Genomic DNA, 24482 nt, shown 5'->3' with positions numbered 1-24482 from the left:
ACGAAATCTCACCGAAGGCGGGGAAGTCCGTAGCGGCGGCAGCTAAGGCGACAGCTCGCGCAGGGCTGCGTTGGCGGCAACAAATTCGTAGGAGTTATTGGGGCAATCGCTGGCGGCGAGCCGATAGAGCCGCAAAGCTTCATCGCTGTGCCCCTGCAGTCGGCTCAGCTCGGCGCTGAACATGTTTGTCTCGCACAGGTTTCCGCGTTTCTTTATCGCATCAGGGTCGTCGGCTTCTGCAATTGTCGCGGCGAGAGTCTGCTCGCCAAGCAGCATTCGAACAGCCGGCGCCGGCCATCGCGTCATGTCGAGCTTCTTGGTCGCTTCCTGCAAATGCCCTGCTGCGCCATTGCGACGCTCGGCAAAATCGAGCCAGATCGCAACATACGCATCCTCTGGTTTGACTGTGGCGGCTTGCGCGAAATCGGCTTGGGCTTTCTCCATGGCACCGGAGTAGAAATGGACGATACCCCGGCCCAAATAGGCGTAGACAATCGTCGGATCGAGGCTGATTGCCTGGTCGTAATCTGCCGTTGCACGTACGTATTCGCCTTTTATTGACCAGACGAGACCTCTGCTGAGATAAGCATGGGCATATTTCGGATCGAGCCCAATTGCTTTGCCATAGTCCTCGAGGGCGCGGTCGTATTCGCCATTCTTGTCCCATATCCAGCCGCGCTTCCTGTAGGCACTGGCGTGTTTCGGGTCGAGCAGGATTGCCTGATCGAAGTCGGCAATCGCGCGGTCGTCATCGCCTTTGTGTGCCCAAGCCGTACCTCGATCGTCGTAAGCATTGGGGTCTTTCGAATCGAGGCCGATCGCCTGGTCAAAGTCGGCGATGGCGCGGTCATAGTCGCCTTTGTCAGCCCAAACGTTGCCTCTGTTGTAGAAGGCACTGGCGCGTTCCGGATCGAGACTGATCGCCTGGTCGGCGTCGGCGATGGCGCGGTCGTAGTCGCCCTTATATTTCCAGGCCCGGCTTCGATTGCCATAGGCACTGGCGTCTTTCGGGTCGAGGCTTATCGCTTGGTCGTAGTCGGCGATCGCACGATTGTAATCGCCTTTGATTGTCCAAGTCAGGCCTCTATCGAGGTAGGCACGGGCGTTCTTCGGATTGAGGCTGATTTCCTGGTCGTAGTCGGCAATGGCGTAATCAGAATCGCCTCTGAGTGACCAGGCCATGCCTCGATGATGATGGACTCCGGCGACATTCGGATCGAGGCTGATCGCCTGTCCGAAATCGGAAATGGCATGGTCATAGTCGCCCTTGAGTAGCCAGGCCATGCCCCGATTATCGTAGGCGCTGGCTTCCTTCGGATCGAGGCTGATCGCCTGGTCATAATCGGCGATCGCACGGTCGTAGTCCCGCTTCCTTTTCCACACGAGACCTCGGTTGTTATAAGTTCGGCCATCACGGGGATCGAGGCTGATCGCTTGGCCGAAATCGGCGATAGCGCGGTCGTTGTCGCCCTTGCGTGCCCAGGCCAGGCCCCGGTCGCCATAAGCTCCGGCATTCCGGGGCTCGAGGCTGATGGCCTGATCGTAGTCGACAATAGCTCGGTCGTTGTCGCCTTTGTCGAGCCAGGCAGAGCCTCGGATGCGGTATGCATCGCTCTTCGGGTCGAGGTTAATCGCCTGGTCGAAATCGGCGATAGCGCGATCAGCGTCGCTCTTGAGTGCCCAGGTGATGCCTCGGTAGTAATAAGCACTGGCATCTTCCGGATCGAGGCTGATCGCCTTATCGAAATCGGCAATGGCGCGATCATAATCATTCTGCCTCGCCCAGGCGACGCCGCGCTTGAAATAGGCCGTCAAACGGCTGCTGGCGGGCTCTGTCACATCCTCTATCATGAGTGTACAAGCGGCAATTCGCCGAGCCGTATCGGCCTCGTCGTCCCCGACACAATCGCTGCTGGCAGCCAAAGCTGGGCCGCTCAGGGCAAACAAGACCATGAGCCCACGCAGCAGCGACCGACAAAAAGACCTATGCCATTTTCGAATCATCGGCTCATGGATCATGTCGTTTATTTGCATCGCAGTGCGCTTGATCAAGAAGGCCTTGATCTTTGCAACCCAACACTGCACCATTCTTGGGTCAAGGTGAGACTTGATTTTTTTGACCTTTGCCAAACCGACACCCGCCCGTGACATTCGGCGGAGACAGCGGCGGCTCGCCTGGTCCAAATCAGCCAGGCACTGTGGCGGCGACCGCATCAGCGCGACCAAGGCCGGCAACCGCTTTTCTGACCCGCTGCAGATGCGCCTGGCGTCCGGCGGCCGAGACGCTGTCCATCCGGTAGAGCGCCAGGAATTTGGTCCGGCATAGTGGATGGCAGACGGAGCGGAAGCCGCGCAGCAGGGTCCGCCGGCCGGGCTGTCCCATGATCCACGACATCAGCGGCGTGGCGCCACATGTGGTCATTGCCATCACCCGGCGTATGTGCCGCAATTTGGGCCGCGGGCCGCGTCGTGCCGTCGGCATCTCGAAAGCGAAGCCCGGCACCAGTACACGCTCCAGCCAGCCTTTCAGCATCGCCGGAAGGCCATACCACCAGGTCGGATAGATGAAGACGACCGCCTCCGCCCAGAGCAGCTCCTGCGCATGTTCGTGCACCGGTTGCAGGTTCGCCGCCTTGTCGTGGTAACCGCGCCATTCCTGCGTGCGCATGACCGGATCGAAGCCGGTCGCATAGAGGTCGAGCAGGTGGACCTGGTGGCCGCTTTCGGCAAGCGTCTCCAGCACCGTGTCGCGCACCGCGCCGCTGAAGCTGTCGGCGCAGGGATGGCAATGGACGACGAGGACCTTCATCTGGCGCTCAGACCTGTCGGTCGCGAGAGGATCGCGGGGGTGCATGCAAGCGTCGCATGCAAACAAGCCACCCGCAGACGTAGTCGATCAGCTGTTTTCATGCGAAGCCCCGCAGCCCCCATATCAAGACGCAACACCTCCGGTCGCGTCAAGGCCCGTTCATGCGCAGACGTGGGCTTGCTGGGGCCAAAACCCTAACGGTGGATTCGGTTTTTCGATCAGCATTGTTCCAGAAAGCCGGCGCCCTAGCTTCAGGGCGGGTCCAAAGCGTCAGGAGAAAAAGATGCAGACAGGAAAACTGAGCGGCAAGATCGCCTTGGTGACTGGCGCCTCTTCCGGCATCGGCGAGGCCACCGCCCTGGCACTGGCGGCAGAGGGCGCCACGCTGGCGATTGCCGCGCGGCGCGCCGAGCGCCTGGACGACCTGGCGAGGCGGATCCGTGAGACCGGCAGCGCGGCACTGCCGATGACGGTCGACGTCACCGACGAGGCGCAGGCCTCGGCCATGGTCGAACGGGTCGCGCGTGAATACGGCCGGCTCGACATGCTGCTCGCCATTGCCGGCGTTGGCGTCGCGGCGCCGTTCCGCAACACGACGCCGGAAGAGTACCGCCGGATGGTCGACGTCAACATTCTCGGGCTGCTCTATCCGATCCATGCCGCACTGCCCACGATGCAACGGCAAGGCGCCGGCCACATCGTCGTGGTCTCGTCCGGCACCGGCCGTTACATCCACCCTTCGGTGGTCTATTCCGGCACCAAGCACGCGGTGAGCGCGATGGCGGAATCGCTGCGTCGCGAGATCGGCAAAGACGGCATCCGTGTCACCTGCATCGAGCCTGGCGCCGTCAAGACCGAGTTCACCCAGAATATGCGCGCCGATGTGCGCCAGGCGGTCGAGCAAAGGCTGGGCGACATGGAGCAACTGGAAAGCGAGGACATCGCCGCCGCCATCCTTTATGCGGTGACGCAGCCGCCAAGGGTCAACGTCAACATCCTGACGCTCTATCCGACCGAGCAGGCGTGAGGGCCGCAAAGGTGGTACCCTGCGCCGCCCCCGCAGCCCTGCAGCATCATCCGCCGATCATCAGCGTGAACACAAGCTGCCGCAACTTGCCGCCCGGGCCGAATTCGACCCGGTCGAAATCGCGGCTCGCCTGCCGTTGTGCCTGCGAGATTCCGGCGAGCCGTCTCGTCACTTCGATCCTGATCTTGCTGCAGCCGCGGTCATCGGCGACGGTCAGGCCGATGGTGGCCGCCTCGATCTTGTGCACCATGTCGACGATGCTGGCGCCATGCACCTTCTCGTGAGCTGCGAGGCCGGCTGCGAAAACCTCCCAGTTCTTCTGGATTGCGCCCGGCAGCTGCGCGGCCGGCTTCGGCAAGGTGTAGGTGATGATCAGCTTCGGCCGCGCCGACACCAGCACGCAGGCGTCGCCTTGCGGCTGGTAGTCCCTCACCCAGGTCAGCTTGAAATTGGTATGCGCGATGACGCGGCGTTCGCCGAGCAGCGGCCCGCGCCCGCCGATCGAGGCGTAGAGCTCCGGCCCGGATTGCCCTGAGATGGCATAGGTCTCGACCTTCTCGACCGCCTGCCAGCCGGCATGCGCCGGCGATGTCGGCAGGAAGGCGAGCAGCAGGCAAAGGCGAATGGCTGTTTTCATGCAAGTCCTCGCAGCCGCTGCGCACGACGCAAACGATATGCAGTTCCCTTCCGTGGACATAGCCGGCGGCCGGCTATAGTGGGATGCTCGTATACAAGAATCCACAGGCAACATCATGTCGCCGCGACCGAACATTGCCCGGCAACGCCCTGCCCCCGGGGCCCAGCCTCCCGGCGTCAGCCTCTGTCGTGCACTGTCGAAGCTTGGCCTGTGCTCGCGCAAGCAGGCCGAGCTTCTGGTTGCCGAGGGGCGCGTGCGGGTCGCCGGCAAGATCGTGCGCAACGGCTCGATGCGTGTCGATCCAGGCCGCGATCGCATCGAGGTCGACGGCCGCCGCGTCGCCGCCGAGCGCAAGGTCTATCTGATGCTCAACAAGCCGCGCGGGCTGGTCACCACTCGCGACGACCCGCAGGACCGCGGCACCGTCTATGATTGCCTGGCAGGCCTCGACCTGCCTTTCGTCTCGCCGGTCGGCCGCCTCGACAAGGCCAGCGAAGGCCTGCTGTTGATGACCAACGATACCCGCTTCGCGCAGCGCCTGCTCGATCCCGCCTCGCATGTCGCCAAGACCTATCACGCGCAGATCGGCGCGCTGCCCGACGAGGCCATGCTGGCGCGGTTGCGCGCCGGCGCGACGGTCGACGGCGAATTGCTGACGGCCCGGTCCATCGAGCTGCTGCGCGGCGGCACCAGCACCGCCTGGCTGGAAATCGTGCTCGACGAGGGCCGCAACCGCCATATCCGCCGGCTGCTCGCCGCCCACGATATCGAGGTGCTGCGCCTGGTACGGATCGCGATCGGATCTCTGCAACTCGGCGACCTTGCCAAGGGCAAGGTACGCCATCTGACTGCCGAAGAGCTGGCGCTGCTTCAGGCCTAGCCGGCTGGCGGCGACTCGATTGTCAGGCAGCTGCCCGCCAAAGCTGTTCCCTGTCGGATACAGCATCAATTGCCCGCAAGAGAACCGACACCGCGGTGTCCAGGCTGCTTTCCTCGGCCTCCGGTTCGACAAGCCCTGTCCAGGGATCGAGGTTAGCGGGATCACGCTCTATCTTCGCAACCAACGTCTCGCGCGGTTCAAATTGAAATGTAAGGGGCTCATCAGTTGTCATTGTCGGAAGAAGCCTTGGCTTTGCCGCACTGGGCCAGCACCTTGCCGATGGCGGCGGATGAGCCGGCAAGCGGAAAGCTGTTCTCGCCATATTTGCCCGAGGCGACCGTGACCTCGCCCTTGGAGCGCAGCAGGGCCAACAGCGGGTCGGTGCTGCTCAATTCCACGGTGAAGGTGTTGTACATTTCTTCGAGTTGAAGCGTCTTGGTCACCGCCTTGCCGCCGGCCTTGAACGCGAACGAAGCGATGCCGGGTTCCAGTTGCGGACCGCTGTCGCCCAAATCATAGCTCAGCGTCGGCTTGCCGAAACAGGCCAGCGTCAGCTGGGCGCCGCCATTCGATCCGCCGCAGACCGACGCCATCAGCACTTTGCCGCCCTCCTCTTCCTCCAGTTTCGCCGTCCAGCCGCACGGCGCGGCAAACGCCGGCTGCGCCGCTTGCAGGACGACCTGAGCGGCGACGCAACCCGCCACGACGAATTTCGCCAATCCGCTTCGCATGATCTTCCCTTCCCAAGTCATCGAACCATCGTCGGCCACGTGGCATCAAGGACTATACAAAACAAATTGTCCCGTGGCATTACCGGCGACACCAGGGCGCTGTAGCAATTCAGGCGATTGATTTTCGATCGAGTGGAAGCGGCACCAGCACCGCCTGGCTGGAGATCGTGCTCGACGAGGGCGGCAACCGCCACATCCGCCGGCTGCTCGCCACCCACGATATCGAGGTGCTGCGCCTGGTACGGATCGCGATCGGATCTCTGCAACTCGGCGACCTTGCCAAGGGCAAGGCACGCCATCTGAGCGCCGAAGAGCTGGCGCTGCTTCAGGCCTGAGCGACCAGGCACTGGAGGCCCCTTGAACCGAAGCGGCAATTGACATTTGCATCTCTGTTTCATATTTTCCATTTGTGAAACTGAAATGCGCCGATGCAGTCAAAGTGTCAGGGCTGACACGCATGGGCGAAGCTGGCTTGGAAGCCGGAGAGAAAACATGGCTACTGCGTTGCGGGCGGTTCCCAGATTCCTGGACGAATTGGGTACGTTTGGCGGCCTCAAGGGAACCGATATTGCAAACATCACCGACGTGTCCAAGGCCACGGTTTCGAGGTGGAAGGCCGGCGACATCAAGCCCCAGCCGCGCAGCGAGCTCATTCTGTCGGACCTGCACTATATCGTCGGCCGACTGCAGGAATTCTACGAGCCAAGCGATATCCGCACCTGGCTTTACGCTCGCCACCCGCAATTGAACGGTGAAAGGGCGATAGATCTCATTCACGACGACCGCGCCCTCGACGTGCTCAAAGTCATCGACCGGCTTGAGAACGAGGTCTTTCTGTAATTGGCGATCGCCGGGCGGATGAGACGAGACAGTCGGCTCATCGATGCTATCGAGGAAATGGTTCCGGTCGAATACTCCGGGACGGTTTGGCGTGTGGTGCGCCAGGGCCGCAGCCCGATCCAGTGCTCGAGCTCCGGCGGCCGTTGGGACGATGGAACGTTCGACGTGCTCTACACCTCGCAAGAGCGCGAAGGTGCCTTGAGCGAGATGAGATTCCACCTGACGCGGGGGCAGCCAGTGATCCCTTCGCGCGTCAGATACAATCTCTTCGAGATCGATCTTGCTTTGGACCGGACGCTCAGACTGCTCGACCTGGCAGCCTTGCAGACCCTTGGCCTCGACACCGCGCGCTACGGGCAGCTTTCGTATCAGGAAAAGCACGCCGAATATCCGAGGTCGCAAGACATCGGCGAGGCCGCGCATTTCCTCGATTATGACGGTCTGATCGTGCCCAGCGCGCGATATGATTGCCTGAACGTCGTCGCGTTTTGTGATCGGCTGCCGGCCGGAGCGATGACGATCAGAACCGATCACGGGGAAATTGCCTGGGCTAGCGGCGGCCCCGCTGCCATCCATCCCCCGCACGGGTGATGCGGCCAACGGAAGTGGCGCGCTAACATTGCCTCCAAGTGCAGAGGTCTAACGCGCAAGGGAGGATCCATGCGTATGCTCCGACTGATACCGACGCTGCTGGCGCTGCTGGCCGTCTTGCCATTGAACGCTGAAGCGACCACGAAGAAGTACCCTAAGGGCCACGGCACGAATTGCGCCGAGAAGGACCAGGCGTGCCAGAAGAAATGCCAGGCTGTGCCGATCGACTACAACAGCGTCAAATCCATCCAGGGGCGCAACGAATGTCTGAATAATTGCACCATCGGCTACGATCAGTGTCTCGGGGCACCCGCCCGAATCCAGGAACAGACAATCCAGGAGGACGCCGCGCAATAGAAGCCCGCCAGAGATGGCTCCAATGCGCAAAACATAGGTGTGATCGAATGACGGCGACAGCCCGCCGGTCGCCTTCATGTGCGGCCGCCGACTTCGTCGACATGGCGCAGCATGTCGTCGGGATCTTCATAGACGCGGAACGTGCCCGATTGGCGGAGCTTCTACGGTGCCGTAGCCGCCGCTGAGCAGGCCGACATCCAGTAGGACCGTGCGATGCGTCACCCGCCGCGCGCCGCGTCATGGATTTCGGCAAAATCCAGCCCATATTCCTAGATGTGGAGCTTTGAGCGTGAAACTCGCGCGTGCGGTCCTGCTTGCCGCGGCTTTCGTGGCTGTTGCGGCCGTTTGTCCCTCTTCCGCAACCGGAGAGGCGGACGGCCGGGAGAAAATTGTGTTGCGCGTCGAGATAGACGGCGCCATCGGTCCGGCGAGTGCCAGGCAGCTCGAGGAAGCACTGGCGGTGGCCGCGGACCGAAATGCCCAGGCTCTCATCCTGCAGATGGACACGCCCGGCGGGCTGGTCACCAGCATGCGCGAGATGATCGCCGGCATTCTCGCCTCGCCGGTTCCCGTCATCGGCTATGTCGCGCCCGCCGGCGGGCACGCGGCGAGCGCCGGAACCTACATCCTCTACGCCACCCATCTGGCGGCGATGGCGCCCGGCACCAATCTGGGCGCGGCAACGCCGATCGAGATGGGCGGGCCGCTGCCATCGTTTCCCGGCGGCAAGAACGATGGCCCGGAGGCGGACAAGGACAAGAAGAACGCACCCGCGGGCGATGCGATGATCGCCAAGGCGACGAACGATGCCGTTGCCCTGATCCGCAGCCTGGCTGAATTGCGCGGGCGCAATGCCGAATGGGGAGAAAAGGCCGTGCGCGAGGCGGCCAGCCTGTCGGCCGGCGCGGCGCTGCAGCAGCATGTCATCGACTTCGTCGCCCGCGACACCACCGAACTGCTTCAACTGGCCGACGGCCGGACAGTCGAGATCGTCGGCAAAAAAGAGGCAATGGCGACGAAAGGACTGCCGGTCGAAACGCTCGAGCCAGGCTGGCTCATCCGGCTTCTCGCCGTGATCACGGACCCGAACATCGCCGTCATCCTGATGCTGGTCGGCGTCTATGGCCTCGTCTTCGAATTCACGAGCCCGGGCGCGGTCGCGCCCGGCGTGATCGGCACGATTTGCCTTCTGCTCGGACTCTATGCGCTCAATCTCCTGCCGATCAGCTATGCCGGCCTTGCCTTGATGCTGCTTGGCATCATCTTCCTGGTCGTCGAAGCCTTGAACCCGACTGTGGTCCTTGGGCTGGGAGGCGTGGCTGCGTTTCTGCTGGGCGCTGCAATGTTGCTCAGGATCGAGGGGCCCGGCTTCGAGATGTCGTGGGCCGTTATCGGCACCGCCGCCGTCCTGACGCTCGGCCTGGCGCTGTTGACCGGCAGCTATCTGTGGGCGGCCCGCAAGAACGTTCCGCGTGTTGGCGCACAGGCCATGCAGGGGCTGCCGGCGGAGGTCCTCGACTGGCAGGGCAGCGAGGGCCACGTGCTCGCCCGGGGCGAGCGCTGGCGGGCAAAAGCCGACGAACCGCTTGCAGTGGGCGACAGCGTCGAGGTGGCCGATGTCAGGGATCTTGTGCTGACGATACGGCGCCGCAATGTGAGAAGCGATGGAGCGAGGCAATGATCATCGGTTATGTGGCCTATCTGGCAGCAGCGCTCGTCGTGGTCATGTTCCTATCCGCGGCCATTCGCATCCTGCGGGAATATGAGCGCGGCGTGGTCTTCACGCTCGGCCGCTTCACCGGGGTCAAGGGCCCCGGCCTTATCATCCTCATCCCCTTCGTGCAGCAGATGGTGAAGGTCGACCTGCGAGTGGTGGTCCAGGACGTCCCGCCGCAGGACGTGATCTCGCGCGACAACGTCTCGGTGAAGGTCAACGCGGTGCTGTATTTTCGTATCGTCGACGCCGAGCGGGCGGTGATCCAGGTTGAAGACTTCATGACCGCCACCAACCAGCTGGCACAGACCACGTTGCGGTCGGTGCTCGGCAAGCATGAGCTCGATGAAATGCTGGCCGAACGTGACAAGCTCAACAGCGATATCCAGGAGATTCTCGACCAGCGCACCGATGCCTGGGGCATCAAGGTCTCCGATGTCGAGATCAAGCATGTCGACCTCAACGAGAACATGGTCCGCGCCATCGCCAAGCAGGCCGAGGCGGAACGGCTGCGGCGTGCGAAAGTGATCAATGCCGACGGCGAACAGCAGGCGGCGGCAAAGCTCGTCGAGGCCGGCAAGATGCTGGCCGAAGCACCGCAGGCCATGCAGCTACGCTATTTCGAGGCTCTCCATGACATCGCCGGTGAGCGCTCGTCGACGGTCGTGTTTCCGGTGCCGATGGATCTGCTCGGTCATTTCATCAAGCAGGGTGGTGGAGGCGGAGGCGGCTGAGCGCGTAATCTCCCCCCTCGAGGGGGAGATGGCCGCGAAGCGGCCAGAGGGGGTCGTCTCACATAGATCGCCGACGCCTTCCTCTACGAGAGACGGCGCTGACGCTCCACGCGCCGCGACCCACCCTCACCTCCGCCACGGCGGGACCGGCGCAAAGCGTTTGCCGATCCAGTCGGCGAAGGCACGTGTCTTGGCGGCTTGCCCCTTGGCCGAAGGCATGACGACATAGACGGCGCCCTCGTCGGCAAGCGTCCAGTCCTCCAGCACTGGCACCAGCCGGCCGTCGGCGAGCTCGCGTCCGACCAGCCAATCCGTGCTCATCATCAGTCCGACGCCTTGCACGGCGGCTTCGACCAGCACCTCGGCGTCGTCGGTGACCAGCGGCCCGGAGACCTCGATACTGACGCGCCGGCCCGAACTGTCGGTCATCTCCCAGGCCGGAAAGGTCTGGAAACCTGAGAAGCCCAGGCAACTGTGTTCCAGCAGTGCTTCAGGTTCAGTCGGCGTGCCCCGGCGGGCGAGGTAGGACGGCGCGGCGCACAGCAGCCGCCGGCGTGTCGCGACCTTACGCGCCACCAGCCGCGAATCCTGCAGCGCGCCGAGACGCACGGCGACATCGAAATTCTCGGCGACGAGATCGACGAAACGGTTGGAGAACTCGGCCTCGATACGAACGTCGGGAAATTCGGCGAGAAACTGCGGCAGCAGCGGCCCGATCCACATGCGCCCGAACGAGCCGGGCAGCGCCAGCCGCAGCACGCCGCGCGGCCCGCCGCCGGCATGCGCCGACGCGGCAGCCTCGGCCTCGTCGACCGCAGCCAGGATGGCGCGGACGCGAACGAGAAATTCCGAACCCGCCTCGGTTAGCGACACGCTTCGTGTCGTCCGGTGCAGCAGGCGCACGCCCAACCGCTCTTCCAGCGAGGCAAGGCGCCGCGACAGGATCGTCGCGTCGCGGCCGATGCGAGCAGCCGCCTTGGTGAAGGAGCGTGCTTCGGCGATTGCCGCGAAGGCGGCCATTTCGACCAATGCTGCCGGTTCGTGCGATTGCTGCATCAGGCGCAGAGCTCAAATGTAAAACACAAGGATTATATACCAATAGCGCAGCAGCTAGTTTCATTCAATCCCGGCCCGTCAATCGGCCATCAACCGGAGTGAGACATGAAAGCGATCGAACTGACTGCCCCGAGACTGGACGCGTTTCGCGCGGCCACCGTTCCCACGCCTGAACCGCAGCGCGGCGAAGTGCTGATCCGCCTGCGCGCCGCAAGCCTCAATTTTGTCGATGTCGCGATAGCGAGCGGCAACTATCCAGGTCCGAGCTTTCCGCTCATTCCCGTCGTCGACGGCGCCGGCGAGATCGTCGGCATCGGCGAGGGCGTGTCGAGGCTCGCCATCAACGACCGCGTCATCGCCCATGCAAAACCGCGCTGGATCGGCGGCCGTCCGCGGCCTTATGAGACCAGAGAGATGCGCGGGCTGACACTGCCCGGCTCGCTCGCCGAATACGTCGCGCTGCCGGCCAATGCCGTCGTGCCGATGCCGGCGCATCTGTCCTTCGAATCGGCAGCGACGCTGCCGATCGCCGGCACCACCGCGTGGAATGCGCTTCGCGCCGCCGATGTCGGGCCGGGGTCGGTCGTCGTCCTGCTCGGTACCGGCGGTGTCTCGATCCTGACCCTGCAGCTGGCCAAGGCAGCCGGCGCCACGGTCATCATCACCTCGTCGTCTGACGAAAAGCTGGCGCGCGCCAAGGCCTTGGGTGCGGATCATCTCATTAATTATCGTGAGACGCCGGACTGGGACGCCAAGGTGCTCGAGTTGACCGACGGGCTCGGCGCCGATCTGATCGTCGAAACCGCCGGCGCGGCTACCTTCGCCCGCTCCATCAATGCCGCGGCGCCCGGCGGCACGGTGTTCGCCATCGGCTTCGTCACCGGCGCCGAGGCCACCACGAACCTGCTGCCGATCATCATCAAGGCACTCAAGGTTGTGGGCAACAACACCGGTTCGGTATCCGACCTGTGCGACGCGGCGCGCGCCATCGGCGCCGCCCGTATCGATCCGGTCATCGACACGGTCTACAGCCAGCACCAGGCGACCGAGGCCTACGCCCACATGGCGGCCGGCGGCCGGCATTTCGGCAAGCTCGCGTTCAGTCTGTCGTGGTGAGCCTGAAAAAGGCAGAGCGTTGAAGCTGCCGATCTCCCCTCTCGTGGGGAGATCGGTCGTCACCTCGGCTTTCGCCAATCGCCAATGCGCCGACAGTCCCGACCTCCGCCTAAATCAGCTTCTCCAGCGTGATCGGCAGGTCCCGCACCCTTTTCCCGGTGGCGTGGAATACCGCGTTGGCGATCGCCGGCGCCACGCCGACAATGCCCAGCTCGCCGACCCCCTTGCCGCCAAGCGCCGAGGAATGCGGATCGGGAATACCGACCGAGATCACCTCGATGTCGGGAATGTCGGCATTGGTGGCGATGAGATAGTCGGCGAGATTGTTGTTGACGATGCGGCCGTGGCGGCGGTCGACGATGCCCTCCTCGAGCAGCGCCTGGCCGATGCCCATGATGATGCCGCCCTTCCATTGGCTTTCGGCGAGCTTGGGGTTGTAGAGCCGGCCCGAATCCAGCGCCGACACCACGCGGGAGACGCGAACCGTGCCAAAGTCCTCGTCGACGCGGACTTCGATGAAATGCGCGCACCAGCTGTGGCGGGAATAGTCGCCCTCGGTGTGCGGCAGCGCCATGGCTATGGTGGTGTAGTTCTTGTAGCGGTCCTCGACCGTCGAATTGGCCGGCATGGTGTCGCCCTTCGCCTCGATATGCTCGCGCCCGACGCTGCTGAGCAGTTCGGCGATGGAAACTTCGGGGCCGTTGCCGCGCGGTGAAGCGACGCGGCCATTGGCGACGACGAGCGTGTTGGCCTGCAGTGCATGGAACGGCGAAGCCGGATCGCTGATGGCGAGCCCGATCAGTTGGTCGAGCGCGGCACTCGCCGCCTTGTGGACGGCGCCGGTCATCACCCCGGCCAGCCGCGAACCGCCGGTGACGCCGGCACGGGCATAGCGGGAATCGCCAAGCTTGACGACGACGTTTTCCGCCGGCACGCCCACCACCTCGGCGGCGGTCTGCGCCAGGATCGTGTAGGTGCCCTGCCCCATGTCGATCGATGAGCTTTCGACCTCGACCGAGCCGTCGGCGAGAATGCGCACGACCGCCTCGCCATAGGCGCGCCGCACCGGGTAGGTGCCTGCCGCGACACCCCAGCCGATCAGCTGGTTGCCGTCGCGCATCGAACGCGGCCGGGGGTTCCGCTTCGACCAGCCAAAGGCTTCGGCGCCGGCCGCGAAGGCCTCACGCAGTTGCCGTGTCGACCACGGCTTCTTCGCATGCGGATCCTGCTCGGCATAGTTCCTGAGACGGATTTCCAGCGGGTCGATACCGACCTCGTAGGCGAGCTCGTCGATGGCGCTTTCGATGCCGAAGGCGCTCGGGTTCTCGCCCGGCGCGCGCAATGCCCCCGGCACCACCGTGTTGACCCGCACGACGTTCTGCCGCGACGAGAAATTCGGCGTCGCGTACATGACCGAGGTGACCGAGCCGAGCGGCTCGACCCACATGCCGTCGACCGAGGTCTCGTTGACGCCGCGATGCACGATCGACTGGATCTGGCCCTCCGCGTTGGCGCCGAGCGCCACGGTCTGGCGCGTCGCCGCCCGTCCGCCATAGGCGGTGAAGGTCTGCGGCCTGGTGACCGCCAGCTTCACCGGCCGTCCCAGCATTTTCGCGGCGACTGCCGCTACAGCGCCGTAGCCATAGGCAAACGCCTTGGAGCCGAAGCCGCCGCCAATATAGGGCGAGACCAGTCGTACATTCTCGAACGGCACGCCGAACCATTCGGCATAGGTCCGCGCCATGCCGTCGAGCCATTGGCTCGGCTCCCAGACCGTCAACTGGTCGCCCTGCCACTTTGCGATCAGGCCATGCGGCTCCATCGGCGCCTGGTATTCGCGCGGCGTGTTGTAGGCGTTGCAGATCCTGACCGGAGCCGAGGCGAACGCTGTCTCCGCTTCGCCCCATTCCTTGGTCATCGCATCGACGGGGATGCCGTCGCCGGCCTTTGGATCGCTGAGGTCGACGATCGCCGGCGCCTCGTCATAGGCGATCTTGACCAGCGCCGCGGCGGCGACCGCCTGCTCGAAACTCTCGGCCACCACCGCCGCGACATGCTGGCCGCTGAAGGTGATGTCGCGCGCCAGCGGGCAATAGGCGACGTCCGGCGGCGGCGTGCCCAGCCAGTCCGTTGCGGTTCTCAGCGGCAGGATATTGTCGGGCGTCAGCACCAGCAGCACGCCGGGCGACGCCTTGGCCGCGGCCGTGTCGATCGAACGCACCCGGCCGGCGGCAATGGTGCTCTCGACCAGCACCGCATGGGTAAGCCCCTCGAGCTGCTGCTCGACGGCGTATTTGGCGGCACCGGTGATCTTGGCCGGGCCGTCGACGCGCGACAGCCGGCCGCCGACCTGGTCGGCGAGGACGGCACCGTCCGAAGCGTCGCCGCGTTTGGCATCGCCGGGTCTTGTTCTCAACTCGTGAACGGTCATGCCGTTTCTCCCATTTTGAAGATGGCGCGGGCGACGACGCGCGGCGCCAGTTCGATCTTGTAGTGGTTGGCGCCATGGTCGACGGCGCCCTCGACGGCGAGCAGGCTGGCCTGCCTGACGACCTCCGGCTCGAGCACTTTGCCTTTCAGCGCCTCTTCGACGGCAAGGGCGCGCCATGGCTTGGTGGCGACGCCGCCAAGCGCGACGCGCAGATCGCGGATCGTCCTTCCGTCGGCCTCGAATTCGATGCCGACCGCGGCACTTGCCGCGGCGAATTCATAGGACTGGCGGTCGCGGACCTTGAGATAGGTCGAGCGGCGGGCGGCCGCCGAAGCGGGAATGCCGATCGCGGTGATCATCTCGCCGGGCTCGATCGCATGTTCCCTTTCGGGCGTGCTGCCCGGCAACAGGAAAAAATCATCGACGGCGATCTGACGGTCGCCGAGATGGACGATCGCGTCGAAGGCGACGAGTGCAACCGCCAGGTCGCCGGGATAGGTGGCGACGCAGGCCTCGCTGGTGCCGAGCACGGCATGGCCGCGGGTGACGCCGCCAATCGCCGAGCAGCCGCTGCCGGGCGAGCGCTTGTTGCAAGCGGGGAAATTTGCCGGATCGCGGAAATAGGGGCAGCGTGTACGCTGCATCAGATTGCCGCCGATCGTCGCCATGTTGCGCAGCTGCGCCGATGCCGCCTGCCACAATGCTTCCGAGACTGCGGGGAACCGGCTCTTGATATCGGCATGGTCGGCGACGCGGCTCATCCTGGCCAGCGCGCCGATCGTGGCGCCCCGGTCATCAACGGCAATCGTGTCCAGTCCTTTGAGATGGGTGATGTCGACCACGGTCTCGGGTTCGGCAACGCCGCATTTCGCGAGATCGACAAGCGTCGTGCCGCCGGCCAGAAGCATGGCGCCGGGAAGTGCTGCTGCCTCACGGGCTGCATCGACGGAGCCGGCGCGGAGATACGAAAAGTCCCTCATGACGCGGCCTCCATGGCCGCCTGGCGCACGGCGGCGACGATATGCGGATAGGCGCCGCAGCGGCAGAGATTGCCGGCCATGTATTCGCGGATCTCCTCATCCGAGCCGGCATGGCCTTCGCGAATGCAGGCGACCGCCGACATGATCTGGCCCGGCGTGCAATAGCCGCACTGGAAGGCATCCTGTTCGAGGAAGGCGGCCTGCACCGCATGCAGCGTGCCATCCTCCCCGGCAAGCCCTTCGATGGTGGTGATGTCCCTGCTTTCAGCCTGAGTGGCAAGCGTTAGGCAGGCCAGCACGCGCTGGCCGTCGATATGAACGGTGCAGGCGCCGCACTGGCCCTGGTCGCAGCCCTTCTTGGTGCCGGTCAGCCCGAGATGGTCGCGCAAGGCGTCGAGCAGGGTAACGCGCGGTTCGACCTCCAGCTCATGTCGATGTCCGTTGATTCGAAGTTGGATTGGAGTTCGGGTTTTGCTTGTCATGGGGCGTCTGGCTCCAGTTGCTTGACGCGGGAGGGGATGATCTGGTGCCCGGCCGGCGAGCGGCAAGATCAGCTTATGGCTAGGTGAAGGCTATCTTCCCCTTGGGGGAAGTGCCCGGCAGGGCAGAGGGGGTCGGTTCGACTTGGCGCGAGCTCCGGGAGGGCTGCGGCTTGGGAGGTCGAAAGACGTGACATACCCGATCCCGTGATTACATGAGAAAGGCGCTCCACAATCGGAGGCGCCTCCGCTTATTACCTAAGGGCCTGCTCCGCCCTGTTCAAGCCCCGGATCGAAAATGATCAAAATTGGAGGAAATTGGCAGGGCAGCCGGCCGTCATGTCTGGAGACAAAAAAGCACCACCGGCCCAAGCCGGTGGTGCTCTCTGAACTGTCTGTAGGGGCAGGACAGTCCAATGATCCTGAGGGGATCGTGCTCAACATGGGCTCATTTTTGCCCCACGGCATCGGCCGAACAGATGACGAGTGCCGGCCGCGAGGAAATATCCTCCGTCGTCATCCACCGGACGTCATCCACGGGCCGTGCACCGGAGGCGGGCAAGATGCCTCGCCTGCCGGAACGCCGGCCCAGACTCGATCCTGTGATTATATTTACTTGCGATTATATTTGTCGGAGACGTAACGAAGGTGGAAGCGTCTGCGTTCTTGAAACGGGGCCTGCCTATCCGGGTATGCTTCGGATCAGCACTGGAGAAAAAATTGGCCGCGGAGCCGCCCGTCATTTCTGGAGACAAAACCGAAGCCGCCGTTGCAAAACCGCTGCGCGCCGACGCGCAGCGCAACCGCGATGCGCTGGTCGAGGTCGCGGCAAAAGCCTTTGCCGCGCAAGGCGTCGATGCCTCGCTGGAGGAGATTGCGCGCCAGGCCGGCGTCGGCATCGGCACGCTCTACCGGCATTTCCCAACCCGCGAGCACCTGGTCGAGGTGGTTTATCGGCGCGAAGTGGAAGGACTGTGCCAGGCGGCCGACGAACTCGCCCACGATCATGCGCCCGACATGGCGCTCGAACAATGGATGCAGCGCTTCGTCGACTACATCGCCACCAAGCGCGGGCTGTCGACAAGCCTGCGCATCCTGCTCACGACCAACTCAACCCTGTTCTCCGACGTTTCCGGCAGGGTGACACTCGCCTTGCGGCGGCTGATCGATGCTGCGGTCGCCGACGGCTCGATCCGCGGCGATGTCGATGCCTCCGACGTGCTGCATGCGCTGGGCGGCATCTATTCGGCCCCGGACACCAAGGACTGGCGCGACCGCTCGCGCCGATTGGTGTCGCTGCTGATGGATGGGCTGCGGTTTGGAGCGGCCAAATCCGACCCATCCAAGGAATAACGAATGCAGTGACTGTCCTTATTTCAGCGAGATGCTCATACCGCTGAGATCGGCATTGACTTGCAGGCCTACCTGCCTGCCCGTGAGTTCGAGTTGGGCGCCCTTGTCATTTGTCATGACGATCACCTGGGCTCCTTTGCCGAGCGCGCCGCCACCGCCCGCTGCACCGTACACCCCCGTCACATCCCGGGCGCGGCGTATGTGGCGCACGGTACCTTTGAAATAGGTCTTGGAGGCGCCGAAGGCGAGGCCGCCCGAGATGCCGCCGACCGAGATGGGATATCGGCGACCATGGAAGGTCAGTGTGCCCTCGCCTCCGGAGCCGCCGATGAAAAAGGCCGCCTTGTAGACGGCGAAGCGGATCGTACCGCTGTCGGCATGCGCGACGCTGGCAAAGCTAACTGCCGCCGCAGCGATGACGGCAACTGCGACTGAACGAAATCTGGACGAAATCTTCATGATGAGAACTCCTCAAGATCGCCGCATGCCCAGCCGGCCGGGCACGTCGGCGTCGTATCAAAGTCATAGCTGAACAGTCTCGCCGGTCATTGGTTCCAAGCACGCGGCCTGAATCCGGCTGCGAGAAGACCGCCACGAAACGAGGCGGATGGCGAGCGTAGTCCTGGCTGTAAGAACAGTGGCCGAATGGTGGGGATGATCGTAGGTGTTGAGGCGGAATGGTATTAGTCTGCGCTGTCTGGGGTTTCGGGAGCGCGGCAAAGCAATGGACTTCAACTCACGCCATGGCTACCTGCTGATCGGTGGCCTGATCCTGGTCGGCGCCGGGCTCCTGGTCGTTTCGCTGATCGTCAATCTTCGCGTGGCGCACAGTGTGCGTGACGACGTACGCCATCGTGAAAAGCTGCTGGAATATTATCGCAATATCTTTTCGCAGCTGGGCGTGATCCTGATCGGAATTGGCGTGTCCCTGTTCATCTTCTTTTTTCAGCAGAATTATCAGGACCAGCGCAAACGCGAAACGGAGATCCAGCAGGTTCTCGCCAAACTGGCGGCGCGTGTTGCCCGCGGCAGCGCTGTCGTGGAGGCCCTCGGCGAATTCGACGCGCTGCTGGATGATGGCGGTGCCTATGTCAGTCCGGAACACGGCGGAAACAATGCCGCCGTCAGCGCCCACGGAACGGCGCTCGCCAAGCAGGTTTCGCAGATCCTTCTGGTCGAGCGCGACGTCGATGTTCAGGGGTTCGATATCCTGAATCTGTCACGCGATTTCGAAGCATCGTTCGTCGTCAACGAGCTCAACCCAACGCTATGGTTCAACATCGTCCGGGACGAGAGCGATATCAAATATGCCACTACCCAGATCGGCCTGGATTACAAGGACCTGCAGGATGCGATCGGCGGCGGGCCGATCGAGGTTGCGATCGCCAATCCCGAAAAGGAGCGGAAGATCAAGCAGGAGGTGCTCGACGTCTTTTATGATGCCGACCTCCTGCGCCAGCGCAGCAGGCGGTTTCTCGGCCGCGCGTGCTGGCTTTTCAGCAACGGGCGCGGCTTCGTCAAGCTTGCACCGGCCAATGAAATCGAAGCCGATGCCAGATCGCACCAGGAATGGCTCGACCGGTCGAAACCCTTCCTGACGCAGTTGAAGTCGGGAAGCGGCGATTGCTTCAAATTGCTCCAGTTCGGCCCGGCGTCTTTGAGTTGAGCGCGGCGTCGTGAGTTGAGAACGCGCCGGCGGCACGGTTCAATTTGAGTCCGGCGGCCTGGGAGCAAAACTCGATCAACTGGCTGCCGCCAAATGGCCGAGATGGATGGAAAGCGGACCTACTCGGCATTCGCATTGCGACTGAACACCTCGGCAGGAACTCGCAACTCCTCGGATTGTACGGCGGCAGGATACCCTGGAGCGGAAAATTTGATGCAGACGTCGCGCTTGTCCCTCTTGAGGTCGTAGGCGCCGAACTCTGCAAGGAAGGTGTCGCTGTATCGGATGCCGGATTCAGGATGTCGTGCCACGAGATAGATGTCGTATTGTTGGCGCTGACGAGTTTCAAACGGCCCGAATGCGATGACTTTCGAGTCCTTTTGGCCGGAGGCAGGGCATAGCCGTGCGAGCAGATAGACGTGCTCTCTGCTCGACCTTTCCAAATATTGTGTGATGTCGATGGTAGATGACACCTCCACCTTGAAATACTCTCCGTATGGAAGCTGCTTGCCAAGACTGGTCGGGGGTCTTCCTTCCACCACGCCTTGGTATTTCAACGAGCCGAGTCCCGCGCAACCAGAGAGGGACAGAGCTATGACGGCATAGAGAGCACGTACCCTCAACATCATGGAACTTTCACAACCTTCGCGCACGACAGTTCCGGCTGACGTTTGCCGGAATTACTGGATGTCCGCAATGGGGTCGAACTCGGTCGTTCGGATTGGTTGGGTGCTGACCCCTAGTCCCCCACGCGCTGCAGCGTACCGAGATGATTGTCGTCGAGAAATTCGATGGTCATGGTTGACGCCTTGCCGTCGGGGCCGACGGCAAAGCTGACGGCCGAGGGCCTGTCCGGCATCTCGGCATCGGGGAAGGTCACGAAGAGGTCGCGGTCGAAATGCTTCAGCGAATAGGACCGCGCGCCGGCGGGCCCGACCTTGAGGACAAGAGTGTCTCCTTCGCCCGACACAATAGCTTCGCCGAAGAAGTCGTTGAAGTAACGGCCTTCATAGGCACTGGCCGGCTCGGCCGGACTTGCTGGAGAGGGTGACGCGGCATAGGTAGCCTTGGCCGCCGCAATCACCGGGCCGAACATGCTCGCATAGATATTATTCCATGCCTTTACCTTATCCTTCCCCAGCGTTCCGTCGAAAACGAGATCGGCGAAGCTGTCGGACAGCCCCTCCGGCACGCCTGTCGGAAAGGCGTTGGCGACGACGACGATGCCAAGCTTCTCCTCGGGGAAGAGCATCACCAGGCTGCGTGCGCCGGCGCTGAAGGCGCCCGCGTGACCCCAGATCAGCCCGTGCCGGCCGAATTCGATATTCCAGCCGAGGCCGTAGAAGGCCTCGCCTCCGGAGACGGGATTCTTGCCGCGAGCCGTCAAGGGAATATGTGTCTGGTCCAGCGCATCGGCGGCAATGAGTCTCTTGCCGGCATAGACCCCGTTGCCGAGCACAAGGCGCATCCATTGCGAGAGGTCGCGTGCGGTGGAACTGACGCCGCCTGCTGGCGCCTGCGCATCCGGATAGCGCTGGACTTTCGCGGTCCAGGCGCCATCGATTTTGGCGTGAAGCTCGGCGCGGTTGGCGTGCTTGATGAAGTCCGAATGACGGGAGCTGGTCGAGGCCATTCCAAGCGGACGATAGAGCTTCTCTTCGGCGACCTTTTCCCATGATTTACCCGTCGGCTTCGCGGCCGCGACGGCACCCTCGGTCAGTCCGAAATTGCTGTAGGAATAACCCGCACGAAAGCTCGATGACGGCGACACGAACCGCAGCCGGCGCAGGATCTCCGCGCGGTCATAGCCGATGTCCTCGAGGTCGTCGCCGGCGGTGCCGGGAAGCCCGCCGCGGTGCGCAAACAGGTCGCGGACCGTGAGTTCGCTGGTTGGATAGGGCTGAGCGAGCCGGAAAGCCGGATCGAGGTCGGCGATCTTGGAATCCCACGAAGCGATCCCGTCGCTGACCAGCGCCGCCACGACGGTGGCGGAGACCGGCTTGGAGAGCGAGGCAATCTGGAAGACCGTGTCAGCATCGACGATCTCCGGTTTTCCGGCTTCGCGATGCCCGAACCCCTTGAGGAAGATCACCTCGTCGCCGTGCACGACGCCGATGGCCAGACCGGGCACGCTACCATCCGCGACGACGCCTTCGGCCAGCAATTCGAGCTTCGCAATGGCCGCGGCGATCCTGTCGGGTGGGATGGTATCGGCCGACGCCGCTTTCGGCGAAAGCGTAATGAGGGCGATGAAGGCCAACATCCTCCACCGGAGGTGATTCCGGTTTGTGAACAGCCGCATGCTCAGCCCCTCCGCTTCACCGGCGTGCACTATTGCAGGCCGACGCAGCGAAGGCCAGCCTCACGCTCGACCCGCGATCCTTTGACGGATATCCGCTTCACACCAGTCGAAATTCAGACAGCCGCGCCTGAGCTACGAAGCAGCGCGCAGGCGAAGGCGCCGCCTGCTGGCGCGGGCCTTCTCCGCCACCGCGGCGGTGATCTCGACCACGCCGTCTTCACGCGGTCTGGCGTTGGTGGCCTTGTGGAGCCGCTCATAGGGCAACAGTTCCTTGACCCGGGCTTGAAGCGACGCGACTTCGGCTCGCAGATCCTCGCATTCCTGCCGCTGGACGTCGAACTGTATCTGTTCGGATGCCTGCTGCAGGGAAAGCTGCGAAAAATTCGCGCTGACCGCGGAAAGGTTCATCTTGTCGTGTTCGCTCTCCTTCGTGAGAGCGGACAATTTTTGCTCGACAATTTGCTTTTCGGCCACCGCGTCGCTCGCTTGAGCCTTGAGCCTGGCGATCTCGGTGACGGCTTCGCTGTTGTGGTTGGAGGCGGCTTCCAGCCGCGATCGAAGGTCCTCGATTTCAGAACGCAAGCCGGTCATCTCCGCGACACTGCGTGCAAGCTCGGCTTCCCTGTCACCGTCCCTGAGGCGGGCCGCTTCCGTTATTTCCGATAGCTTCGTCTGCGCCATATCGAGCGATTTCTGCAGCCGCATTTCCTCTTTCTCGCTCTTGCCAAGCGCGGCCAGCAGTTCGGAAACCTGCGCGGCGTCATTGGCATGGACGGTCGAGAGTTCGTCCAGCCTGTGCCGCGCCTCGGCCTCCCGTTTCAGCGCCTTGTCGAGATCGATCGACAGACTGACATGCTTCTCCCGCAGCATCTCGTTCTCGCGCGAGCGTCTGTTGGCCTCGACCGCTCTGGCCGAGAGCGTTTTGACAAGCTCGCCGAACTCGGCCTCGCGTTTTGCGCTCGCATTGCCTGCCACGACGAGTTCCAGCCTTGCCGCCGCCAGCGCGCCGCGAAGTGCTTCCTTGTCCTCGACCAGGCTCGCCTCGTGCTGCTGCAGGGCCTCGATAGCGCTGTCGCGCTCGCGCTGCTTTCTGGTCGCTTCGTGGAGCTGTTCGGACAGCACTCTTTGCTGCGCGGTCAGGCCGGTATTTGCCAGCTCCAATTCGTTGGCGCGAAGAATGTCGCCGTGGAGCAGTTTTAGAAATTCGCCCGTCAGATGATGCGAGGTCGCGATCTCCGACAGTTTCGCATTGATCTCCCCCAGATACTCCTGCGCGTCGTGAAAGAGCCCATCGACCGCACTTAAGGCAGCCAGCCGGGTTTGCGTATGGGGGGACAGCCGTCGTGCGGTCTCGAAGGCGTCCGCATTGGCCTCGAGCTGCGAGTTGTCATCCGTTGCCGGGAGATTCTCATCCGATACAGTTTCATCCGGCACAGTGACGTCGTTCAGCGGCGACTGATCGTCCACATTGAGACATTCGCTAAACGCATCCGCCAAATCGGTTTCGAGTTCCTTGAACGCTCTCTCCACAGTCTCGGCACGCTTGATCAAACCTTTGAAATTCATGACCGAATATCCCTCTCGTGCAGCGCCGTTAAGGAGCGGATTTTCAACACTTGACCCTCGCCTCCCCCGAATGCGGGTTCATCTCCTGACGTGCGCTCTGGCCGACGCACGCTAGGGACAGGCTTGGCCACTGTCCTCGTGTGTTTGAATGACGCATAGCCGTGTTCTGCCGCGCTCCATACCCGAGGCGTTGGCACCGCTCGAAAAATGCCCACTCATTTCACCCGAAACGGATATGAAGCGGCGCAAGCATGAGGATCGCCTGGTGGCTGTTGTACGGATCGGCCGAGCGCCTCGGTGCTCTGCAGCAGCTACAAGTCACACTTGGACGAGGCGCGTTACGGCCGGAAGGCCTGACCTAATAAATGATTGTGTTGAATACGTTTCGCTGATTAGCTGCTGTGCATTGACCAGGGACAAGACCGATAAATGTTGTCCCGGGAGGACCGCGATGCCGGTGCTTGAGGTTTGCCACGTCTCCAAGAATTTCGGGGCTATCCAGGCCCTGACTGACGTCAGCTTCCAGGTGGAGCGAGGCGAAGTCGTTGGTCTGATGGGGGACAACGGCGCCGGCAAGTCGACGATAGTCAAGACTGTGGCCGGGAATTTTCCTCCGAGCGACGGCGAAATTGTAGTCGAGGGCGAGGTGTGCCACTTCCACCAGCCTGTGCAGGCCCGCGCCAAGGGGATCGAAGTTGTTTATCAGGACCTGGCGCTCGCCGATAATCTGACGGCCGCGCAGAACGTCTTTCTGGGGCGCGAGATCAAGAAAGGCTTCTGGCCGATCAGGATTCTTGACAAGCAGGCGATGATCGATCGCTCGGCAGCGCTGTTCAAGGAACTCAAATCGGAAACCCGGCCGCGCGACCTCGTCAGGAAGATGTCGGGTGGGCAGCGCCAGGCGGTCGCCATCGCGCGGACCCGGCTTTCAAATGCCAAGCTGGTGCTGATGGACGAACCAACGGCCGCCATCTCCGTGCGCCAGGTGGCGGAAGTACTCGAACTGATCCGACGCCTCAAAGCACAAGGAGTCGGCGTCATGCTGATCAGTCACCGAATGCCTGACGTGTTCGCCGTGGCAGATCGCATTATCGTCCTCAGGCGGGGCTCGAAAGTTGCCGACAAGCCAGCCGACAAAACATCGCCCGAGGAAATCACTGGACTGATAACGGGGGCCATCCGTGGCGAATAGTGTTCAGGAGTCAGTTGGCGT

At 63.1% G+C, this 24482-nt stretch carries 23 protein-coding genes and 2 pseudogenes; 12 read left to right on the top strand and 13 right to left on the bottom strand.

The window, feature by feature from the left end; translation table 11 throughout:
• Nucleotides 1-42: 42 nt before the first annotated feature.
• Both NKJ20_RS11775 and NKJ20_RS11770 read right to left on the bottom strand, forming a co-directional pair.
• Nucleotides 43-2130, bottom strand: a complete 2088-nt coding sequence (locus NKJ20_RS11775) for a tetratricopeptide repeat protein (protein ID WP_352744158.1) — start codon at nucleotides 2128-2130, stop codon at nucleotides 43-45.
• 55 nt (nucleotides 2131-2185) lie between these two features.
• Entirely contained in the window at nucleotides 2186-2809 is a 624-nt protein-coding gene (locus tag NKJ20_RS11770) for an NAD(P)H-dependent oxidoreductase (RefSeq protein ID WP_352614374.1), read from the bottom strand.
• Nucleotides 2810-3092: 283 nt separating this feature from the next.
• Here NKJ20_RS11770 and NKJ20_RS11765 point away from each other — a divergent pair, with 283 nt between their 5' ends.
• Nucleotides 3093-3836, top strand: coding sequence for an SDR family oxidoreductase (locus NKJ20_RS11765; RefSeq protein ID WP_352743728.1), 744 nt, complete (start codon nucleotides 3093-3095; stop codon nucleotides 3834-3836).
• A 46-nt stretch (nucleotides 3837-3882) separates the two neighbouring features.
• Here NKJ20_RS11765 and NKJ20_RS11760 read toward each other — a convergent pair whose 3' ends face one another.
• On the bottom strand, nucleotides 3883-4473 hold the full coding sequence (locus tag NKJ20_RS11760; protein ID WP_352451428.1) for a DUF922 domain-containing Zn-dependent protease: 591 nt from the start codon (nucleotides 4471-4473) through the stop codon (nucleotides 3883-3885).
• Between the two features lie 115 nt (nucleotides 4474-4588).
• Between NKJ20_RS11760 and NKJ20_RS11755 the strand changes: the two genes are divergently transcribed.
• Nucleotides 4589-5353: a pseudouridine synthase gene (locus NKJ20_RS11755; RefSeq protein WP_352744157.1), complete on the top strand. Its 765-nt coding sequence runs from the start codon at nucleotides 4589-4591 to the stop codon at nucleotides 5351-5353.
• A gap of 221 nt (nucleotides 5354-5574) precedes the next feature.
• Here the strand turns inward: NKJ20_RS11755 and NKJ20_RS11750 are convergent, their stop codons facing one another.
• Nucleotides 5575-6084, bottom strand: a complete 510-nt coding sequence (locus tag NKJ20_RS11750) for a hypothetical protein (protein ID WP_245274855.1) — start codon at nucleotides 6082-6084, stop codon at nucleotides 5575-5577.
• A gap of 140 nt (nucleotides 6085-6224) precedes the next feature.
• Here NKJ20_RS11750 and NKJ20_RS11745 point away from each other — a divergent pair.
• The 4 genes and pseudogenes from NKJ20_RS11745 to NKJ20_RS11730 all read left to right on the top strand — a co-directional run.
• A pseudogene (locus NKJ20_RS11745) lies at nucleotides 6225-6419 on the top strand (pseudouridine synthase); the annotation flags it as partial.
• 157 nt (nucleotides 6420-6576) lie between these two features.
• A complete protein-coding gene (locus NKJ20_RS11740; protein WP_254819704.1) occupies nucleotides 6577-6924 on the top strand; it encodes an antitoxin Xre/MbcA/ParS toxin-binding domain-containing protein in 348 nt (115 codons plus the stop codon).
• Nucleotides 6925-7515 (top strand): RES family NAD+ phosphorylase, encoded by a 591-nt coding sequence (locus NKJ20_RS11735; RefSeq protein ID WP_352579470.1) that lies wholly within the window; start codon nucleotides 6925-6927, stop codon nucleotides 7513-7515. It begins immediately after the preceding gene.
• 69 nt (nucleotides 7516-7584) lie between these two features.
• A complete protein-coding gene (locus NKJ20_RS11730; RefSeq protein WP_352472174.1) occupies nucleotides 7585-7872 on the top strand; it encodes a hypothetical protein in 288 nt (95 codons plus the stop codon).
• A gap of 74 nt (nucleotides 7873-7946) precedes the next feature.
• Here the strand turns inward: NKJ20_RS11730 and NKJ20_RS11725 are convergent.
• Nucleotides 7947-8073 (bottom strand): annotated as a pseudogene (locus tag NKJ20_RS11725) (HAD family hydrolase); the annotation flags it as partial.
• 88 nt (nucleotides 8074-8161) lie between these two features.
• Here NKJ20_RS11725 and NKJ20_RS11720 point away from each other — a divergent pair.
• Both NKJ20_RS11720 and NKJ20_RS11715 read left to right on the top strand, forming a co-directional pair.
• Nucleotides 8162-9553: an NfeD family protein gene (locus tag NKJ20_RS11720; protein WP_352451433.1), complete on the top strand. Its 1392-nt coding sequence runs from the start codon at nucleotides 8162-8164 to the stop codon at nucleotides 9551-9553.
• The gene (locus NKJ20_RS11715; RefSeq protein WP_023680344.1) at nucleotides 9550-10320 is read left to right on the top strand and encodes a slipin family protein; all 771 of its coding nucleotides are present in this window, start codon (nucleotides 9550-9552) and stop codon (nucleotides 10318-10320) included. Before NKJ20_RS11720 ends, NKJ20_RS11715 begins: the two co-directional genes overlap by 4 nt.
• Before the next feature lie 126 nt (nucleotides 10321-10446).
• Here the strand turns inward: NKJ20_RS11715 and NKJ20_RS11710 are convergent, their stop codons facing one another.
• Entirely contained in the window at nucleotides 10447-11376 is a 930-nt protein-coding gene (locus NKJ20_RS11710) for a LysR family transcriptional regulator (protein ID WP_352744156.1), read from the bottom strand.
• Nucleotides 11377-11481: 105 nt separating this feature from the next.
• Here NKJ20_RS11710 and NKJ20_RS11705 point away from each other — a divergent pair, with 105 nt between their 5' ends.
• Complete coding sequence (locus NKJ20_RS11705; protein ID WP_352744154.1) at nucleotides 11482-12492, top strand: zinc-dependent alcohol dehydrogenase family protein; 1011 nt, start codon at nucleotides 11482-11484, stop codon at nucleotides 12490-12492.
• 109 nt (nucleotides 12493-12601) lie between these two features.
• Here NKJ20_RS11705 and NKJ20_RS11700 read toward each other — a convergent pair whose 3' ends face one another.
• From NKJ20_RS11700 to NKJ20_RS11690, 3 genes are read right to left on the bottom strand one after another with little or no spacing between them, the layout of a single operon-like run.
• Nucleotides 12602-14923, bottom strand: a complete 2322-nt coding sequence (locus NKJ20_RS11700) for a xanthine dehydrogenase family protein molybdopterin-binding subunit (RefSeq protein WP_352744153.1) — start codon at nucleotides 14921-14923, stop codon at nucleotides 12602-12604.
• The gene (locus NKJ20_RS11695; RefSeq protein WP_352744151.1) at nucleotides 14920-15903 is read right to left on the bottom strand and encodes an FAD binding domain-containing protein; all 984 of its coding nucleotides are present in this window, start codon (nucleotides 15901-15903) and stop codon (nucleotides 14920-14922) included. The genes NKJ20_RS11700 and NKJ20_RS11695 overlap by 4 nt, the downstream gene beginning before the upstream one ends.
• Nucleotides 15900-16385: a (2Fe-2S)-binding protein gene (locus tag NKJ20_RS11690; RefSeq protein ID WP_352451438.1), complete on the bottom strand. Its 486-nt coding sequence runs from the start codon at nucleotides 16383-16385 to the stop codon at nucleotides 15900-15902. The genes NKJ20_RS11695 and NKJ20_RS11690 overlap by 4 nt, the downstream gene beginning before the upstream one ends.
• A 717-nt stretch (nucleotides 16386-17102) precedes the next feature.
• Between NKJ20_RS11690 and NKJ20_RS11685 the strand changes: the two genes are divergently transcribed.
• Nucleotides 17103-17735, top strand: coding sequence for a TetR/AcrR family transcriptional regulator (locus NKJ20_RS11685; RefSeq protein WP_352617164.1), 633 nt, complete (start codon nucleotides 17103-17105; stop codon nucleotides 17733-17735).
• Nucleotides 17736-17753: 18 nt separating this feature from the next.
• On the opposite strand, the gene NKJ20_RS11680 is transcribed toward NKJ20_RS11685, so the two are convergent.
• Entirely contained in the window at nucleotides 17754-18194 is a 441-nt protein-coding gene (locus tag NKJ20_RS11680) for a lipid-binding SYLF domain-containing protein (protein WP_352451439.1), read from the bottom strand.
• Between the two features lie 265 nt (nucleotides 18195-18459).
• Here NKJ20_RS11680 and NKJ20_RS11675 point away from each other — a divergent pair, with 265 nt between their 5' ends.
• A complete protein-coding gene (locus tag NKJ20_RS11675; RefSeq protein ID WP_352744149.1) occupies nucleotides 18460-19401 on the top strand; it encodes a hypothetical protein in 942 nt (313 codons plus the stop codon).
• A 119-nt stretch (nucleotides 19402-19520) separates the two neighbouring features.
• Here the strand turns inward: NKJ20_RS11675 and NKJ20_RS11670 are convergent, their stop codons facing one another.
• From NKJ20_RS11670 to NKJ20_RS11660, 3 genes are all read right to left on the bottom strand, one after another.
• Nucleotides 19521-19958: a hypothetical protein gene (locus NKJ20_RS11670; protein WP_156937356.1), complete on the bottom strand. Its 438-nt coding sequence runs from the start codon at nucleotides 19956-19958 to the stop codon at nucleotides 19521-19523.
• A 182-nt stretch (nucleotides 19959-20140) separates the two neighbouring features.
• Complete coding sequence (locus NKJ20_RS11665) at nucleotides 20141-21703, bottom strand: serine hydrolase (RefSeq protein WP_352744147.1); 1563 nt, start codon at nucleotides 21701-21703, stop codon at nucleotides 20141-20143.
• A gap of 132 nt (nucleotides 21704-21835) precedes the next feature.
• Nucleotides 21836-23269, bottom strand: coding sequence for a coiled-coil domain-containing protein (locus NKJ20_RS11660; RefSeq protein WP_352744145.1), 1434 nt, complete (start codon nucleotides 23267-23269; stop codon nucleotides 21836-21838).
• 451 nt (nucleotides 23270-23720) lie between these two features.
• On the opposite strand from NKJ20_RS11660, the gene NKJ20_RS11655 reads away from it, so the two are divergent.
• Nucleotides 23721-24461, top strand: coding sequence for an ATP-binding cassette domain-containing protein (locus NKJ20_RS11655; protein ID WP_352451444.1), 741 nt, complete (start codon nucleotides 23721-23723; stop codon nucleotides 24459-24461).
• Nucleotides 24462-24482: the final 21 nt, after the last annotated feature.

Origin of the sequence: Mesorhizobium sp. M0185 (genome assembly GCF_040322175.1) — a bacterium.
GTDB lineage: Bacteria > Pseudomonadota > Alphaproteobacteria > Rhizobiales > Rhizobiaceae > Mesorhizobium.
The sequence above is the reverse complement of the archived record's forward strand: the minus strand, read 5'-3'. Positions and strand labels throughout refer to the sequence as shown.